The sequence below is a fragment of the Arthrobacter sp. PAMC 25486 genome (genome assembly GCF_000785535.1).
Lineage (GTDB): Bacteria > Actinomycetota > Actinomycetes > Actinomycetales > Micrococcaceae > Specibacter.
Window position 1 is genome coordinate 1,384,002 of record NZ_CP007595.1, and the last position, 16,898, is coordinate 1,400,899.

The window sequence follows — 16,898 nt, forward strand, 5'->3', positions numbered from 1 at the left end:
TCAGCCCCGCAGATTCTCGAGGATCGGGTCCTCAATAGCGAGGTCGTAGCTGCGGCTCGACGTACGGTGCGCGGCGAGAACCCACAGGTAGGCGTTGACCGTTCCAGGCGTCGCGACAGTCGGGTGGTACCCATCCGGCACCTCGACGAAGCTACCGCTGCGCACGGGGTGCGCGACGATCTCGTCCGTCTCGCCACTTGCTGCGTAACCCAGGTGCAGACCGAAGTGAGGGGTCGGCATGTCGAAGTAGCAGTAGACCTCTTCGAGGTCCTTCTCGTGCTGGTGAGGGGGCCAGCTCGTCCAGGTGCCCTGGCCACTCCACGTAAGTCCACAAATCAGGCGCGATGCCGGCACCTTCGAAGGTAGCGTGAACATCACCTCGCGACGCGAGGTGCCCTGACCGTGAATTTGGTGGACGTCCCCGATGGGGGTCTCGGCGTTCCACGGTGTGAGGACCGGCTCGCCGATCCCTTCGTACTGCGCTCCAGCAACGTAGAAGACAGCGTCTTCATCTGCGGTGACGGTGATTGTCTGATCGGCGGGCAGGTAGAAGCCGTCGAAACGGTTCAGTTCGCCGCTCAGAGTCGGATGCCCAGACAGGGTCACCCGACCGTGGATGAGCACGGGGTGCATCTCCAGTTCACCGGTGGTGATGGTGTGCGACTCGCCAGCGGGCAGGTTGAGCCGGAACACATGGGCTGCGGTGCACTCGGAGCGATCCGGTGCGATAACTATATGCCAGCCGGGTGTCTCCGGGGATTGCACCTTGCGGCTGGGATTCTTCGTCGACGTCATGATCGAGATGTCCTTTCGAGAATGTGAAGAGGGTGGGCTTAGCGGATGAGGAAGGTGCTGACGCTGGGGACAAGCACCACGAGAACGAAGATTGCGAGATAGCCCAGGAAGAACGGCATCTGATTCTTGACGATCACACCGGGTTTGAGGTTCGTGACCGACTGCGCTGCGAAGATACTTACAGCCACAGGCGGCGTCATTGTCCCGACGACGTTGGCGATCGAGACGACCATTCCGAAGTGGATGACGTCGATGCCCAGGGCGCTGGCGATCGGCCACAGGATCGGAACCATAAGAACCGCGGTCGCAATGCCCTCGATGAAGATGCCCATGACGAGCAGCAGAATCGCAACGATGATCAGGAACATCATCGGGCTGAGATTCATCGAAATGATGCCATTGACCAGCGAGGCCGATGTACCTGAGTAGGCGAAGAGCCAGGAGAACGCGGTCGACGCAGCCAGGATGAACAGGATCATGGCACTGCTCTTTGCAGAGCTGATGAAGATCGGGCCAAGTTCCTTGAAGCTGACCTGACGGTAAACGAACAGGCTCACAATCAGCGACCACACCACAGCGAGGACGGCGGATTCCGTTGGTGTCACAAGACCGGAGTAAATACCACCCAAGATGATAACGGGTAGAAGAAGTGCGGGGATGGCAGTGAGGAACGACTTGCGGAACTTAGCTGCGGAAAACTTCTGGTCGCTCTTGGGCCACTTTTCCTTTTTGGCGTACAACGCAACCAGGATCATCAGAACGACCAGGATCATCAGGCCGATGACCATACCCGACTTGAACATGTTGCCGACCGAAGCACCGGTCATCGTTGCGTACACGATCATGATGATGCTCGGCGGGAGAATCGGGCCGAGACCACCGGAGACGACCAGCAGGGATGCGACGCGCCCTTTCGGGTAGCCGAGTTTGACCATGTCCGGGTACAGCATCATGCCGATGGCGATGACAGTAGCGGGAGCAGAGCCGGACAGCGCCGCGAAGAAACCGCTGGCAAGCACAAGCGCATAGCCCATGCCGCCTCGAACGCCACCGATGAGTGAGTTAGCGAACTCAACCAGTCTGCTCGAGATCCCACCCTTGGTCATGATGTTTCCCGCCAGGATGAAGAACGGAATAGCCATGATGGCGGAGCTTTCGAGCCCGCCGTACATGCGTTGTGCAATCACCTCGAAGCCGAGTTCGATCGTGGGGTCGAATATCAGCACTGCCACGACGGCACCCGCGAGGGCAAATGAAATCGGCACGCTGAGGAAAAGCAGCACCAAGAAAACCGACAGCATAATGAGCGCGGTGATAGTCATCGGGACTCCTTCTGGGTGGGTGCGTCGCCGTCAACGATCGGGGTGGCTACCGTCTTGGCGGTCTCTTCCGCAAGCAACTCCTGGACTTCGTCCCGCTCTGCCTCGACGGTCTTTGCGAGAGCAGCATCGTTGGTAACGAAAGCCTTTACGAGGATGATCAGATAAGCGATTTGGACAACGACGATGATGAGGAATGACAGCAGGAAGGCGACGTAGGGCAGCCACATGGGAGCGCCGAGGGCGGGCGAAGTCTGCCCGGTCTGGATCTGGCGCACGACCATACTTGCGGATGCGTACAGCATCACTGCAGAGAAAAGCACGACGACCAATTTCGCGATGACTTTAAGGCCCAGACGGGCCCGGCCACTGAATTTGTCAACGACGCCGGAGATCGCAACCTGGCTACCGTCGCGGAGCCCAGCTTCGGTGCCGAGGAGAACCATGTAGATCATGCTGAACGTGGCGATCTCGCCGAGCCACGGCATGGATGAGTGGATAAAGTTTCGGTTGAGGATCCCCAGGAAGAGCGCGGCCACCATGATCGCGAACGTTGCGATCATGATGAAGTTCTCTCCGCGCTGGAGCACCTTGCGTGTAGCACTCAACACGTCAGGCCTTTCTGGCTGGAGTGGATTCTTGATCATTTGTTTGTACGAGCCTTGTCAATCGCTGCGGTCCACTTGGGATCGAAGGTGAAGCCTCGTTCTTCGGAGGTCGCTTCGTAAGCTGCGACGAGTGAAGTGCGGTCAGTCTCATGGAACTCAACACCTTCGGCTTGGAGGCTAACGGCCGCGGTCTCGTTGGCTTCAGCGAGATATCCGCGCTGTGCCTCCGCACCACGACGAACGGCGTCTTGGAACACCGGCTGCAGATCTGTGGGGATCTTGTTCCAGGCTTTATCTGACATCGCGATGAGGATGTAGACGAAGGCGTGTTCGGTGGTGGTGTGGTGTCTGGTCACCTCGAATAGGCGGCTCGCCAGCATGTTGGCGGTGGCGTTCTCTGCGGCATCGATTGTGCCCTGCTGCAGTGCCGTGAACTGGTCACCGGCAGGCAACGCCTCGGGCTGTGCCCCGAAGGCATCGAAGGCGGCCATGTGGTACTTGTTCTGCATGGTGCGGATCGTGACACCGTTGAAGTCAGAGATCTCGGTGATCGGCTTCGTGGAGAACACGTTGCGGAAGCCTGATTCCATGTATCCGAGAATGTGGAGACCCTTCTCGCTGGCCGCGGTCTCGATCAGTTCTCCGACTTCGCCGTCAACAGCGGCGTGCGCCTGCTCGGCATTGTCGAAGAGGAACGGCTGGTCGAGCGCAGACATCTCTGGGATCCAGTTTGTGAAGATTGGGTTGGCCGCGGTGGCGATGTCAAGATCGCCGTTCATGGCCATTTCGAGCGTTCCACGCTCATCGCCCAGCCCGCCGCCTGCGACCACGTTGATCTGGATGCGCCCGTCTGTGGCCTTTTCAACTTCTTCCGCGATCGTGGCCGCGCCCTGGTAGTAGTTCGAGCTCTTGTTGTCTGTCATCGAGAGCTGGAACTTGATGACGTCATCGGAGGATCCGTCTCCACCGTTTGCAGAGCAAGCCGCCAAGGAGAACGGCACCATAACGGCTACGAGCGCCGCAAGGACTTTCTTGTTCATCTTTGAACCTTCCTGGGAATCAGCGGGCGGCCCCGGGGCGCCGCTGCCCTTCACCCCGATATGTCGGGGGGATCTATAGTGTCACCGGCACCGAGAGTGCCTTCAGATGATCTTAGACACGTTTAGTCATCCGAAGCAAGTACTTAAGATTACGAAGTACGTTCAACGTGTGAACATGGCAGACTTAGGTTGAAGTTTCATCTCGGATAAGGGGAGGGCAATGAAGAGCTCCGGACAGGGGCCCAGCGAGGGTCCACTGCACCACAGCATCTCGCAGGAGCTCGGCATCGAAATCATCGAGGGCGTCTGGGACACCGATCGTGTAGCAACACTCGAAGAAATCCAGCACAGGTTCGAGGTATCGCGCACTGTGGCCCGCGAAGTCACCCGTACGCTCGAATCGATGGGCCTCATCACCTCTCGACGAAGCATCGGCATAAGCCCCCAGCCGATTGACGCGTGGAAGGTACTCGACGTCAACCTCATCAATTGGCGACTTAAATCAAATCGCGCAGGTGAGCAGCTCGATTCCCTCACCCAACTACGAATGGTCGTAGAACCAGCAGCCGCGCTGGGGATGGCGAAGAATGAGTCGGTCCATGTACGCGCCGGCCTCCTCCCCATCGCTGCTGAAATGCGCCGCACCGGTGAGAGCGGCAACCTTGAGGAATATCTCGAGCACGACATCGAATTCCACCGACTGATTTTACGTTCTTCAGGCAACGAGCTCTTCGCCGCGCTGGCCGATCTAGTGGCTGCTGTACTGCGGGGCCGCACCGAGGCCGGGCTGATGCCAGACCGGCCAGCGGAGATCTCCATTGCTGCCCACGAGGATGTCGCGCAAGAGATCTTCCAAGGAAATGTAATTGGTGCGGGCCTGGCCATGGAGCGGGTTATCCAGGAAGTCCGCGGCGCCATCGGCTCTACGGAATGACTGCTCTGCCGACACGAGCGAGATCCCGAATGGCCGTCTGAAAACATAGCTTCGGATGCGCTAATGTCCGGGAATCCAGATATTGATGGGCGTGGCCGACACGGCTCGGCGCATCGAGCTCACGCTCCACCAACCCTGATTCGTCCTCTATGCCGGATCCGGCCGACGCTCGTCATCGAGGGGCGCGGTCGGCCAATCCAGTGGGTTCTTGGTATCTGGCATGCCCCCGGCGAGCACAGCTGGGCTTTTTTCGTTTTTGACCGGATGTGGCGTTTCGGCCAGGCTCAGTTCACGCTCGACCCTCATCATTCACCGATGAGCGCGCTCACCCGTTCGTCGCGCAGTCCAGCAACGGCCGTGTCGCCGAACCCCAGCCCTCCAACGAGTACTGAAAGTTGACCGCCCCACCCAAGGCATCAGCATGAGTCGCTGTGGCAAAGTGCCTTCGTTTATGCGATTGGCAGGGTCGCACCACGGCGCATGCCAGAGGTTGAGTAGCGTCACTTACCCACCCTGTGAAAGCACGACGGCGGCACCCGGGTATGTCCGGCACCGGCACCAAAGGTGGGCCGCAAGAGCGGGACGAGTGCCGCCGTCGTGCTTCACCGGAACCTCCTTAACGAAACACTGACCCGCAGAAGACGGCGACAATCACGAAAAAATCGCGAATTCTCGCCGTTGTCTGCGGGTCAGATTGGAAAAGGTTAGTCCTCCAGGTCGACCTCGCGGGCCATGGAGGCGCCGATCTCGGTCTTGAGGGATTCCAGCAGTGCCTGCGGGACGGAGCTGTCCACCGTGATGAGGGCCAGGGCCTGGCCGCCTTCGGTGTGGCGGGCGACCTGCATGCCGGCGATGTTGACGCCGTTCTCGCCGAGGAGGCGGCCGAGGGTGCCGACGACGCCGGGGCGGTCCGCGTAGGAGATGACCAGGAGGTGATCGCTCATGGGGATTTCCAGCTCGTAGCCGTTGACGGCGACGATCTTCTGGATCTGCTTCGGGCCGGTCAGGGTGCCGGAGACGGAGATCTGTGAATCGTCGGACAGGGCGCCGCGGATGGTCAGCACGTTGCGGTAATCGGCCGATTCCAGTGTGGTGATCAGGTTCGTCTTGATGCCGCGCTGCTCGGCCAAAACCGGTGCGTTGACGTAGGAAACCTGTTCGGAGACGACGTCCTTGAAGACGCCCTTGAGTGCGGAGAGTTCCAGCGCCTTGACGTCGAGGGCGGCAATTTCGCCGGCAATTTCAACGTCGATCTGCGTGACGGAGGCGTGGGTCAGCGCGGTGAAGATGCGGCCCAGCTTCTCGATCAGCGGGATGCCGGGACGGACTTCTGCGGCAATGACGCCGCCGGCGACGTTCACGGCGTCGGGAACGAGCTCGCCGGCCAGTGCCAGGCGCACGGACTTGGCGACGGAGACGCCAGCCTTTTCCTGGGCCTCGTCGGTGGAGGCACCCAGGTGCGGGGTGGCAATGACGTTGTCGAGTTCCAGGAAGTCGACGTCGGTGGCCGGCTCCTTGACGAACACGTCGATGCCGGCGCCGGCGATTTCGCCGTTGCGCAGGGCGATGTTCAGGGCTGCTTCGTCGATGAGGCCGCCGCGGGCCACGTTGATGACGTAGGCGCTCTTCTTCATCTTCTTGAACGCTTCGGTGCCGATCATGCCCAGGGTCTCGGGGGTGCGCGGCATGTGGATCGTGATGAAGTCGGACTGCTCCAGCAGCTCATCCAGGGAGAGCAGCTGGACGCCGAGGCTGGCGGCGCGGGCCGAGGTGACGTAGGGGTCGTACGCAACGACCTCCATGCCGAAGGCCTTGGCGCGCTCGGTGATCAGGGCGCCGATGCGGCCCAGGCCGATGATGCCCAGCTTCTTTTCCAGCAGCTCGGTGCCGGTGTACTTGGAGCGCTTCCATTCGCCGTTCTTCAGGGCGGTGCTGGCGGCCGGAATGTGGCGGGCCAGGGACAGGATGTGTCCGATGGTCAGCTCGGCGGCGGAGACGATGTTGGAGGTCGGCGCGTTCACAACCATGACGCCGGCCTGGGTTGCGGCCTTGATGTCAACATTGTCCAGCCCCACGCCGGCACGAGCGATGACCTTCAAGTTCTTGGCCGCGGCGATAGCCTCGGCGTCCACGAGAGTTGCGGAGCGAACCAGGATCGCGTCAACGTCAACAATGGCGGAAAGCAGCTGGGATCGGTCCGCGCCGTCGGTGTGACGGATCTCAAAATCGGGGCCCAAGGCCTCGATCGTAGCGGGCGAAAGTTCCTCAGCGAGGAGTACTACGGGTTTGGTGGCGCTCACCTGGTGACCTCTTTAGTTCTCGGTTGTGTTCTGGTGGGGATTTTGGTGAATGGTTTCTATGCTGCAATTTCGCCAGCATAAACCGCTCCCCAGTTTATGGGAGACCGGCTTGGGCGCCGTAACAATCGGCGGAATCCGCGACGTAAGCGATATAAATCACACGCCTGCGCACCCTTTTGTCCAGCCCTCGGTCACACTGGCTTGGCGGGCCACTTTCCGAAGGACGCACGACGGCGTCTGCCGGACCATGTGGGACCGGCAACAACGACGCGACAAGCGCCTGGAACCCACAAAAATGCGGGTGGTTGCGGTTAAAGCGAGTGTTCCACCACCGGCTTTAACCGCAACCACCCGCCGTTCTGGTGCCCACCCGAAGAATGCTGCGCTCCCGCCTTCGGAGCCCGGGATTCCGGGCTCCGAGGGCGGGAGCGGTGTCAGAAGCCAGGGAGCGGCTGGTCACCGCAGTGCGGCAACCGCGGCCACGGCCTGGGTAACAATCAGCGGATCGGTCACGTCAAAGGCCTGACTGCCGCCGCCGGGGCCACTGGGCCCGGCCGAGGTTTCCTGCCGGCGTGCGGATAAGTGGACCGCCGCTGCACCGGCTGCCAGGAGGGCGGGGAAGTCCTCGATCCGCACTCCCCCGCCGGCCTGGATTTGCAGACGGTTGCCCGCCCTCTGCGCCAACGCCGCAATGGTTTCGATGCCGTCGATGCTGCGGGCGGCACAGCCGGATGTCAGGACGCGGGCAACGCCGAGTTCCAACAGTCCATCGAGCAGAGCCAGGGGGTCAGGGCAGACGTCGATGGCCCGGTGGAACGTGACCTCCAGTGCCCCGGCGGCCTCGACCATGCGGGCCGTGGCGTTAACATCCAGCGCACCGCCGGAGACGAGGGCGCCCACCACGACACCGGCAACACCGTCGGTGGCTGTCAACATCCGCACGTCCTGCACCATGAGGTCCACTTCGGCGGGACCGTATACAAAGCCGCCCTCGCGGGGCCGCACCAATACATGCACCCGCCCGGGACCGGCCGCGTCAACGACCGCGCGAACGAGGCCCGGCGAAGGGGTCAGCCCGCCGGTGGACAGGCCGGTGCACAATTCCAACCGGTCCGCCCCGGCCAGTGCCGCCATGTGGGCCCCCACCGGATCTTGCACAGCAATCTCCAGTGCGGGCCGCCAGTGATGAGTGCCGGGGACCACGCTTGAGGACCCGCCACCCGCGGCACCTTGGACGGCAATTTCCAAATCAGTCATTGTTCGGCTTTCTGCTTGCTAGCGGCGGTGGATGTGGGCGGTGAGCGCCGGTGATGCGTTGTCGGCGGCAAAGGGGAACACGCCGTCGGACAGGTGGGTATGACCCAGACGCAACAAATCCTGGTCCACCCCGCCAGGGGTGAGAGCGAGCTTCCAGCCTGCAGCGGCCTCGAACAGTTCCGGCTCCAGATAACCAATCTTGACCACGATGACATCGAACTCGGCCGGATCCAGTCCAAGCTGGGCGAAATCCGCGATGTGATGGAAAGGCTTGCGGTGTTCGGTCACAATCGCGAACACGTTGCCCACCTGAATCACGGCCTGTGTGCCAGCCGTGGGGTCACCTTCGGTGATGGAGTAGACGGTTCCTGCGAGGCGCACGGGACCGTGGGCGTTGTGGTCCACCCGCGCGCCGGCTTCCAAATCCACAGACCCGCCGACACCTGCGGCAACGGCTTGCGCGACCGCTCCGGCGTCGAAAATCGACGCATGGACCAGCCGGACATCAGCCTCCGCAAGGGTTTCGCTGCCGATCAATTGGGCCAGCGTCCAGGTCACGTCCCCTGCTCCCCCTGCTGTCGGGTTGTCACCGGTGTCGGACAGGAAATACGGCCGTGGCGCACCCGCTGCGATGGCTGCCTCTATGCCCCCTGCCAAGGTGGCGGTCTCTGCCACGAAAGCAAAGTCATCCCGGGCATCCCAGTACAGGGCGGCCAGCCGTTCCGCTTCTCGCCGAATGACTGCCTCGTCATCGCCGGTAACGACGACGTAGGCCTGGCACCGTGGCTCATCGGCCCAGGCGTAGCCGACCCAGATGGCGGCGTCAACGACACCATCCAGCGCGGCTACGGGCGGGACCTGATCATAAATGCCCTTGGCCGGCTCGATCCGGGTGCTGGTCTTTTCCCCGGGCAGCAGCACGGGAACTGGCACCCAGGCCTTTATCGGGCGCCGCTTCCGGACATCGGCGCCATTTCCGGAGCGCAGGCGCGTCAACAGGTTGTGGACAGCTCGCTCCTTGGTGTTCATCTCATCCTCATGCGGGGCCATGCGGTAGCACGTGATGAGGTCGACGCTTTCCAACAGCTCCCACGACACGTTTCCGTGCAAGTCCATGGAGGTTGAAACAAGGACGCTGTCCCCGAGGGCTGCACGCACATGTTGGGCAAGGTCCCCTTCGGCATCTTGTCGGCCAATGACGCTCATGGCTCCGTGGATGTCGAAGAACAGGGCGTCCAGGTGGCCTGCGTTTTTGATCCGTTCAACAATTTCTTCCCGGAACGCAACATACAGGTCGGCGTCCACCGCACCGCCGGGGAGCGATCGGGCATGCATGAGCGGCACCCACTCCGCCGCCTCTCGCAGCTCCCGGCCCTCGTCGAGGAAGGAATAGTAGTCAATCAGGTCATCGCCTCGGCGGACGGTGAAGGCTTCCGTTCCACTGATGTGAGGGGAAAAGGTGCTGGATTCGATGGAGATCCCGGCAATGCCGATCCGTGGGCGGGACAATCCGCCGTCTTGCAGCGGTGCCAACGGCGGGCACCAGACCTCTGATTGTTCAGGCAGGTCTGTGGCATCTAGTGGTGCAGTCATCGTGTTCCTCGTATGAATCCGGTGGAGCGCTCAAAGGTTTCAATCATGTCCAGTGCCTTGTTATTCTTCTCGGCCCAAAGGTTGGTGGTCTCTGTGGGATCCGTGTCCAAGTTATAGAACTGTCCCGCACCACGGCCCGTGTCATCGGGCGCGCCCACAGGTTCGGAGAACCCTCCCGATCCTGTGCCAAAGATGGCCTTGCCCGGGCCGCTGCGAAGTACCAGGGTTCCATCGAAAGCCTGATGCCCCAGTATTCGGCTGTCAGCCATGCTGCTTGAATCCGCGGCAAGTGCGCGGGCAAAGGAGACCCCGTCGGCCATTCTGGTGAATTGGGGTTTCTCCGCCTCAACGCCAGCTTCCGGACCGGACAGCAAGTCAGCGAGGGTTGCGCGCACATCCATGAGACTGACCAGGTCTGTGCAGACTTCGCCAGCTTTGAGTCCGGGTCCGGCCACGATCAGGGGCACCCGGTGTCCGGCTTCCCAGGCATCAGCCTTTTGACCGCGCCAGGGTCCGTTGGGACGGTGCACTTCCACATCACCGTCTTCCGGGAACATGGTGGGAGCGCCGTTGTCGGAGGTGAAGATGAAGATTGTGTTCTCGCGGTCTTCTCCCAATGCCTCCAGCAATTGCCCCACCATCCAGTCCACCAGGACGACTCCGTCGCCGCGCACGCCGGCGTTGGAGCTTCCCTGGATGAATTCCGGGGGCACACAGGGCCTGTGCGGAGCCGCTGTGGCCACGTAGGCAAAGAACGGCTGTCCGACTTGGCGCTGTTGCGTGATCCATTCGGCAGCTTTGGCAACAACGGTGGTGTCGACGGCGTCATCCCGCCAGCCCGGGCTCTGCAGTCCGGGGCGCTGGGATGTAACCAAGTCTGTTTTCTCTTCCAGCGGCAGCCCAACAGCCCGGTCATGGTCGAGGAAACAGTACGGTGGCATGTCGAGGGATCCGGCAATCCCAAAGTAGTGTTCAAACCCCAAATCCGTGGGACCGCCGGTAAAAGGCACCTCATAATTGATGTCTCGCCCGTGCCCCTGCATTTGCGCCGTAAAATTAGTCGCAAATGCGTCCCGTTTGGACCCGTCCAATGCTGTCCAGTCGAGCCCCATATGCCACTTTCCGAATGCACCGGTGGCATAACCGGCTTCTTGGAAGTCCTTGGCCAACGTAGCTTCCTCCGCTCCGATGATGGCAGGATCCAGCCCACCAAGAACCCCGCTCTTCAGGGGGCTGCGCCAGGGATAGGAGCCGGTCATCAAGCTGTACCGGCTGGGGGTGCAGACGGCCGATGAGGCGTGCGAGTCCGTAAACCGCACTCCGCACTGGGCCAGGCTGTCCAAATTCGGGGTGTTGATTCTTTCCGCCCCATAGCAGGAGAGGTCGCCCCAGCCCAGATCATCGGCCAAGACCACCACTACATTCGGTTGGGCCACGACGGCACTACCTTTCTATTCCTAGTTCAACAATCCATGTGCAAGGGGCAGCGAGCGGTCGGGAGAGACCCTCGCATTGTCTGCGGCGTAAGCGGCCGCCCCAATGAATCCAGCATCAGGGCCCAGCTCGGCTGAGCGGACCTGCGGGGCCAAATCGCGGCCGTGTTCGGCGAGGAGTTCCGCCAATTTCTCTTGTGTTGGCTTCACTAGCGCCGCACCGGCGGCACTGACCCCTCCACCGAGCAGTATCAAGTCAGGGTCCAGCAGCATGGAGACCTGGCTGAGACCAAACCCGAGCCATCGAGCAATCTCCGCGAAGTCCTCAGAGGTCTGGGCATGCTTGGTCAGGGTGCTTCCGCTGGCGTACCTGTCCAGGCAGCCACGGCTGCCGCACCCGCAGGCACGTCCTCCGGGATCCACGACCATGTGCCCGATCTCTCCGGCCCAGCCGTGGGCGCCAGCAACCAGCTGCCCGTTGATCAGCAGTCCACCGCCGATTCCCGTCCCAATGGTCACCATGGCCACATTCTGTGCCGTTCGGGCTGCTCCGAACCTGAACTCAGCCCATAACGCGGCGTTGGCATCATTAATGACCAGACAGGTGATGTCCAGCTTCGCTTCAATCAGGTCGGCCAGTTTCGTGTTTTCCAGTTCCAGGTTCGCTGCATACAGAACGGACCGGTGGTCCGTGGAGACGTAGCCCGGCACCGCAATACCCACCAGGGTCCCGCTCACCTCCGGTTGCAGCTCCAGAATGGCCTCCACGACGGTGTTGGCGATGGCCTGTTCACCTTCAGGTGTTGCCTTTTGAACCCGTGCCAGGACCTGCCCATTGGCATCGACCAGTCCGGCGGCAATTTTTGTACCGCCGATATCAACACCTATCCACTCGGGGCTCACGGCAGCTCAACATCCGATGATCGGTGCGGGATGCTCAGAACGGCGATGGGTTCCCCGCGGAGCGCAGCCGGAACAACCACACCGTCCACGGCACCATCCCCGGCACCAAGCCAGCTTCCTCCGGCAACGTCCAGCGGTGCCGGTGCAAGCTCAGCGTCAGGAGCCAGGACACACAGGTATGTTGCCTCCGGTCCGACTGTGACGGCATAGTGCCGTTGCTGCTGCTCATTGAGCGTTCCCGTCCATGTCCGGGTGTTGTAGATGGCCTGGCCGTTGACATCCAACCAGGCGCCGAGGCCCAACAACCGGTCGCGGTAGATCGCGGGAACGGAGCCATCGGCTGCAAGACCGATGTTCAGCAGGAAGTTGCCGTTGCGCGAAACAACGGAAACGAGGTGCTGCACCAGTTCAGCCACGCTGAGGACGTCGGCTGCCGTCTCCTGCTGGTTGACGCCGAAGGACTTGCCCAGTCCTCGGCAGCTCTCCCAGTTTTTGTCCGAGAGCCCGCCGATGTCACTGTATTCCCGTGTCAGGTAGCCATGGGAGGGAACACCCCAGCGGTCATTGACGATGCCTTCCGGCACTGACCTTTGGTATTCGCGGAACAGTGCCGCCACACCGAACTCGGAGTCTGACTTTCCCCCGTCCGGCCATTCAATGTCATTCCACAGGATGTCGGGGGAAAAGCGCTGGATGAGTTCCACCGCCTGGGCGTGGGAGTAGCGAGCGAAATCTTCATCGTTGCGGCGCAGCCGGAAGATGTCGGCATCTGAATCAATAGCCCTGAAATCGCTCACATGCCAGTCGAGTGCACCTGAAAAGTAGCTGCCAAACTTGAGCCCGGCGGAGCGGGATGAATCGGCAAACTCCTGCATGAGATCACGCCGGGGGCCACGAACCGCACTGTTGAAGGGCGTAGTGTCGGTTGCCCACAGGCAGAATCCATCATGATGTTTGGCCGTCGGCACAACGTACCTGGCGCCTGCCTGCCGGAAAAGCGCAACGCAGTCATCGGCGTCGAACTTCTCTGCCGTCCACACATCAGCCAGGTCTTCATAACTGGTTCCCTCGCCGAAGGTGGCGCGCTGGTAGGCCTGCGCACTGCTGCCTTCAACACGCACCGTGTTGCCATACCATTCCGCATACTGGTGGTCCCGGTAGGCGTCCTCAACCGCGGTCGGCAAGTCGCCCACCTCAGCCCAGGCCGGAACGGAGTACAGCCCCCAGTGGACGAAGATGCCGAATTTTGCGTCGGCGAGCCACGTGGGAAAATTCCACTCGGGATAGGTGGGGTTGTGTTCGCCAAAGTCAGGCCCAACACGGTCCTCAAAATTAATCACTTTAATACCTTTGTATGAAGAAGCGGATGGCGGCTAGCGGCCGGCCAGACCAACAGTCGCGATGCCCTTGACCAGGTGCTTTTGCAGGGCTATCACCATGATCAGGGTGGGAAGAATGGCTATGACGGATGCCGCCATCACGAGGTTCCAGGAGTTTCCGTGTTCCCCGAAGAACGTCTGCAGGCCCAGGGACACGTTGCCGAGTTCATTGACGTCGTTGACCACAATCAGCGGCCACAGGAAACTGTTCCAGAATGTGATGAACGTCCAGACGCCCAGCACGGCCAGTGATGGCTTGGCCAGTGGCAGGATGATCCGGGTAAAGGTCCGCCATTGGCTGCAGCCATCCATCCTGGATGCTTCCACCAGTTCATAGGGGATGCCGAGGAAGAACTGCCGCAGGAGGAACACCCCGAAGGCGCCGAAGGCCCATGGGAGAATCAGTGCCTGCCAGGTGTTGATCCAGCCCAGTTTCTGCATCAACAAGAACATGGGAATGACCAGCACTTCTTGGGGAATCATCATGGTGGCCAGGTAAAGCAGCATGTACTTGTCACGATTGCGCCACTTGAGAATTCCAAAGCTGTAGGCGGCGAGTGATGAAACAGCCAAGACAATCAGTGTGCCGGCAACCGACACGATCAGCCCGTTAACGATGAAGCGGAAAAATGGTGTGTAGTTGAAGACTTCAATGAAGTTCTGCCACCGGATCTCAGAACCTATCAGGGTAGGTGGCTGGGAGAATATTTCACCGTTCGGCTTCAGGGCTGAGAAGAAGGTGAAGATGATGGGGAACAGAAACAGGATGGCCACGATGGCCAGCAGGATTTCACTGCCAAACTTGAACGGGCGGAAGCGCGGCCCCGTTCTTCCAGTGTCTTTGTTCGAGCGCGAGGCCTTGGCCTGGACTTGAATATTAGTCATAGTGAACCCATTTCTTCTGTCCCAGCCACTGAACCATCGTGACGATTAGGATCAAGGCAAAGAGAATGATGGCGGGGGCGGCTGCGGCACCGAGTTCGCCACCTTGGAAAGCTGTTTGGTAGACGTTCATGACCACGGTCACGGTGGAGGTTCCAGGGCCTCCTGCGGTCATCACAAATGGTTCGGAGAATATTTGGAACGCCGAAATCATCGTGACGGTTGAGGCAAAGAAGATGGCCGGTGTCAGCAGCGGAATCTTGATCCGGAGCAGCTGGCCCAGCCCGTGGGCACCGTCCAACATAGACGCATCAATGATGTCTTGGGGCAGCTGGTCAATGGCTGCCGAGAAAATCAGCATGTTGTAGCCAAAGCCCTGCCACACGATGACAACCACAACGGCGAGAAGGGCAGTGCTGCTGTCACCAAGGACGTTGGGCATGTGGATGCCAAACCATGACTGCAAGGTCGAATCAATCAAGCCGTTGGGCTGGTAGATCAATTTCCAGATGACGGCTGTGGCCACTGTTGGTGTAACCACCGGCAGGAAAAACAAGACCCTATACAGCCGGCTGAAGCGGCTGGTGGCGACCCAGAACGCCGTTGACAGCGTCAGAACGAGATTTACCGGGACAACCACGATGGTGAACACGAAGGTGTTGATCAGGGCGGCAGTGAACTGGCTTCCGGGCGCAAAAAGATTGCGGTAGTTGTCCAGTCCGGCAAATGTCACTTCCCCAAATGTGGGCCAGTTGAAGAAGCTCGTGGCGATGGCCAAGATGGTGGGGAAGAGGATGAATACCGTCATCCCGATGGCGCTGGGGGTTAGGAACCCCAGCGCCGAACGGGAATCAGAGTCCTTCCGCTTCTTTGGCGCAACAGGATCGGGGATCCTACGTGGCGCGGTTTTAGTTGTTATTGCCGTCACGGTGGCACCTTTCTGCTGCTGCCGGTTTTAGCGGAATCGTTTGCAAGGGTTACTTCGCTCCACTTTGCTGGACGTTCTGCAGCGCCTCAGCGGGCGTGCTCTTGCCGCCGAAGGCCTGCTGGAACTGCTGCGCCATCAACTTGGTGACCTTGTCCCAGTTGCTGGTGCTGATGAACGGTGTTGCCGATTCCGAGGCAGCCTCAGTCACAACCGATACCTGATCGGAGTAGCCGGGGTTCGTCGGGTCGACGTCCTTCTTCAAGCCTTCGATAAAGGCAGGGACGGCCGCGGTGCGGGCTGGCAGGTTGCCGGCATTGGCTGATGCCATCTGAGACTGGGCGTCGGTGAGCACACCGATTGCCTGGGCGGCTTCGGTCTTGTTCTTGCACGTGGAGGAGATGCCGAATCCTGAGTTGGCTGAGAACGTTCCACCGCCGTCGGTGCCCTGGGGCAGGGTCACAACGCCAACCTGGAATCCGGCTGCGTCAGTGACGTTGCTCTTCATGTTCCATGAGCCGTCAACAGCCATTGCCACGTTGCCTGCAACGAACTGCTGCTCGCCCCACGGCACGTCGGAGGAGCTTGCGGGGATGCTGCTGATCTTCTTCTCAGTCGCGAGTCCGGTGTACCAGGAGAAGGCGGATTCAAACGCAGGGTCCGTCATCTGCAGCTCGCCCTCGGCGGAGACTGGCTTGGCGCCGTTGTAGGCGAGAAGCTGTGCCGACATGTGCAGGTCGGAGAACGTCTGGCCGAAGGCGGGCTTGCCGGTTGCAGCCGTGATCTTCTCGGCCGCAGCGACGAATTCGTCGGTGGTCCAGCCATCCTTGGGCTCGTCAACGCCGGCGGCCTTGAATGCATCCTTGTTGTAGTACATGACCATGGTGGAGAGGCCATAGGGCAGGGCGTACTGCTTGTCACCGTTTTGCAGCGCCTTCAGGGCACCGGCCTGCCATTCCGACTCATCGAAACCGGCAGCCTTGGCCAGGTCGCCCTCGAGGGGGGTCATAGCCTTGGCGAAGGCGGGAAGTCGCAGGCTCTGCATGCTGACGATGCAAGGAGCGGTACCCGAGGCCAGCTGCGACTGCATCTTGGTGAAATAGTCGGAGAAGGGCGCCGTGGTCAGGTTCACCTTGATATTCGGGTACTTGTCGGTGACCTGGGCGGCCAGGTCTTTCCACGTCTGGTTGCCTTCATCGCCCTGGGACCAGAAGGACCAGTCCAAGGAAACTTCGCCGCCGGCCTTGCCACCGTCTGAGGGAGCCGCGGAACCGCACGCGCTGGCGCCCAGTGCAAGCGCGCCACCCAGCGCAATTGCAGTTAGCTTCGTTGCTAATTTCATGTCAATCCTTCGTCAGTACCGTAGGCTCGTTGGCCTTGTGCTTATAATTAATTCGGCGCCGAATTAATGGCGTGATGTTAGGATAATCACAAGAGCCGGTGATAGTCAACACGGGCTCATCAAGGGGGAAAAAATTTCGAAGACGCGGGTCCGCCCCCACACGACCCCTACACGCGACGCCGTCAGCC

Annotated in this window: 14 protein-coding genes; 1 reads left to right on the forward strand and 13 read right to left on the reverse strand. The window is 60.8% G+C overall.

The genetic code is table 11. The annotated features are described in order from the left end of the window. Genes art_RS06310 through art_RS06325 form a run of 4 tightly spaced genes read right to left on the reverse strand, consistent with a single transcriptional unit; the run spans position 1 to position 3,762 of the window. Positions 1-795, reverse strand: a complete 795-nt coding sequence (locus art_RS06310; RefSeq protein WP_038463277.1) for a 5-deoxy-glucuronate isomerase — start codon at positions 793-795, stop codon at positions 1-3. 38 nt (positions 796-833) lie between these two features. Beyond that, a complete protein-coding gene (locus art_RS06315; RefSeq protein ID WP_157875177.1) occupies positions 834-2,117 on the reverse strand; it encodes a TRAP transporter large permease in 1,284 nt (427 codons plus the stop codon). Further along, the gene (locus art_RS06320) at positions 2,114-2,761 is read right to left on the reverse strand and encodes a TRAP transporter small permease (RefSeq protein ID WP_052136069.1); all 648 of its coding nucleotides are present in this window, start codon (positions 2,759-2,761) and stop codon (positions 2,114-2,116) included. The genes art_RS06315 and art_RS06320 overlap by 4 nt, the downstream gene beginning before the upstream one ends. Continuing rightward, the gene (locus tag art_RS06325; protein WP_038463279.1) at positions 2,758-3,762 is read right to left on the reverse strand and encodes a TRAP transporter substrate-binding protein; all 1,005 of its coding nucleotides are present in this window, start codon (positions 3,760-3,762) and stop codon (positions 2,758-2,760) included. The genes art_RS06320 and art_RS06325 overlap by 4 nt, the downstream gene beginning before the upstream one ends. Positions 3,763-3,982: 220 nt before the next feature. Between art_RS06325 and art_RS06330 the strand changes: the two genes are divergently transcribed. Beyond that, on the forward strand, positions 3,983-4,696 hold the full coding sequence (locus tag art_RS06330; RefSeq protein WP_038463281.1) for a FadR/GntR family transcriptional regulator: 714 nt from the start codon (positions 3,983-3,985) through the stop codon (positions 4,694-4,696). 704 nt (positions 4,697-5,400) lie between these two features. On the opposite strand, the gene serA is transcribed toward art_RS06330, so the two are convergent. The 9 genes from serA to art_RS20905 all read right to left on the reverse strand — a co-directional run bounded on the left by serA (position 5,401) and on the right by art_RS20905 (position 16,710). After that, positions 5,401-6,996, reverse strand: coding sequence for a phosphoglycerate dehydrogenase (gene serA / locus art_RS06335; protein ID WP_038463283.1), 1,596 nt, complete (start codon positions 6,994-6,996; stop codon positions 5,401-5,403). A 456-nt stretch (positions 6,997-7,452) separates the two neighbouring features. Beyond that, positions 7,453-8,253, reverse strand: coding sequence for a copper homeostasis protein CutC (locus art_RS06340; protein ID WP_082000142.1), 801 nt, complete (start codon positions 8,251-8,253; stop codon positions 7,453-7,455). 18 nt (positions 8,254-8,271) lie between these two features. Beyond that, the gene (locus art_RS06345) at positions 8,272-9,846 is read right to left on the reverse strand and encodes a M81 family metallopeptidase (protein WP_038463285.1); all 1,575 of its coding nucleotides are present in this window, start codon (positions 9,844-9,846) and stop codon (positions 8,272-8,274) included. Then, a complete protein-coding gene (locus art_RS06350) occupies positions 9,843-11,282 on the reverse strand; it encodes an arylsulfatase (protein ID WP_082000143.1) in 1,440 nt (479 codons plus the stop codon). The genes art_RS06345 and art_RS06350 overlap by 4 nt, the downstream gene beginning before the upstream one ends. 21 nt (positions 11,283-11,303) lie before the next feature. Then, positions 11,304-12,182: an ROK family protein gene (locus art_RS06355; RefSeq protein WP_052136071.1), complete on the reverse strand. Its 879-nt coding sequence runs from the start codon at positions 12,180-12,182 to the stop codon at positions 11,304-11,306. After that, a complete protein-coding gene (locus art_RS06360) occupies positions 12,179-13,522 on the reverse strand; it encodes an alpha-L-fucosidase (protein WP_038463287.1) in 1,344 nt (447 codons plus the stop codon). Before art_RS06360 ends, art_RS06355 begins: the two co-directional genes overlap by 4 nt. 33 nt (positions 13,523-13,555) lie before the next feature. Further along, positions 13,556-14,446, reverse strand: a complete 891-nt coding sequence (locus art_RS06365; protein WP_038463289.1) for a carbohydrate ABC transporter permease — start codon at positions 14,444-14,446, stop codon at positions 13,556-13,558. Further along, a complete protein-coding gene (locus tag art_RS06370; RefSeq protein WP_157875178.1) occupies positions 14,439-15,371 on the reverse strand; it encodes a carbohydrate ABC transporter permease in 933 nt (310 codons plus the stop codon). Before art_RS06370 ends, art_RS06365 begins: the two co-directional genes overlap by 8 nt. A gap of 49 nt (positions 15,372-15,420) precedes the next feature. Then, positions 15,421-16,710, reverse strand: a complete 1,290-nt coding sequence (locus tag art_RS20905) for an ABC transporter substrate-binding protein (RefSeq protein ID WP_052136072.1) — start codon at positions 16,708-16,710, stop codon at positions 15,421-15,423. Positions 16,711-16,898: the final 188 nt, after the last annotated feature.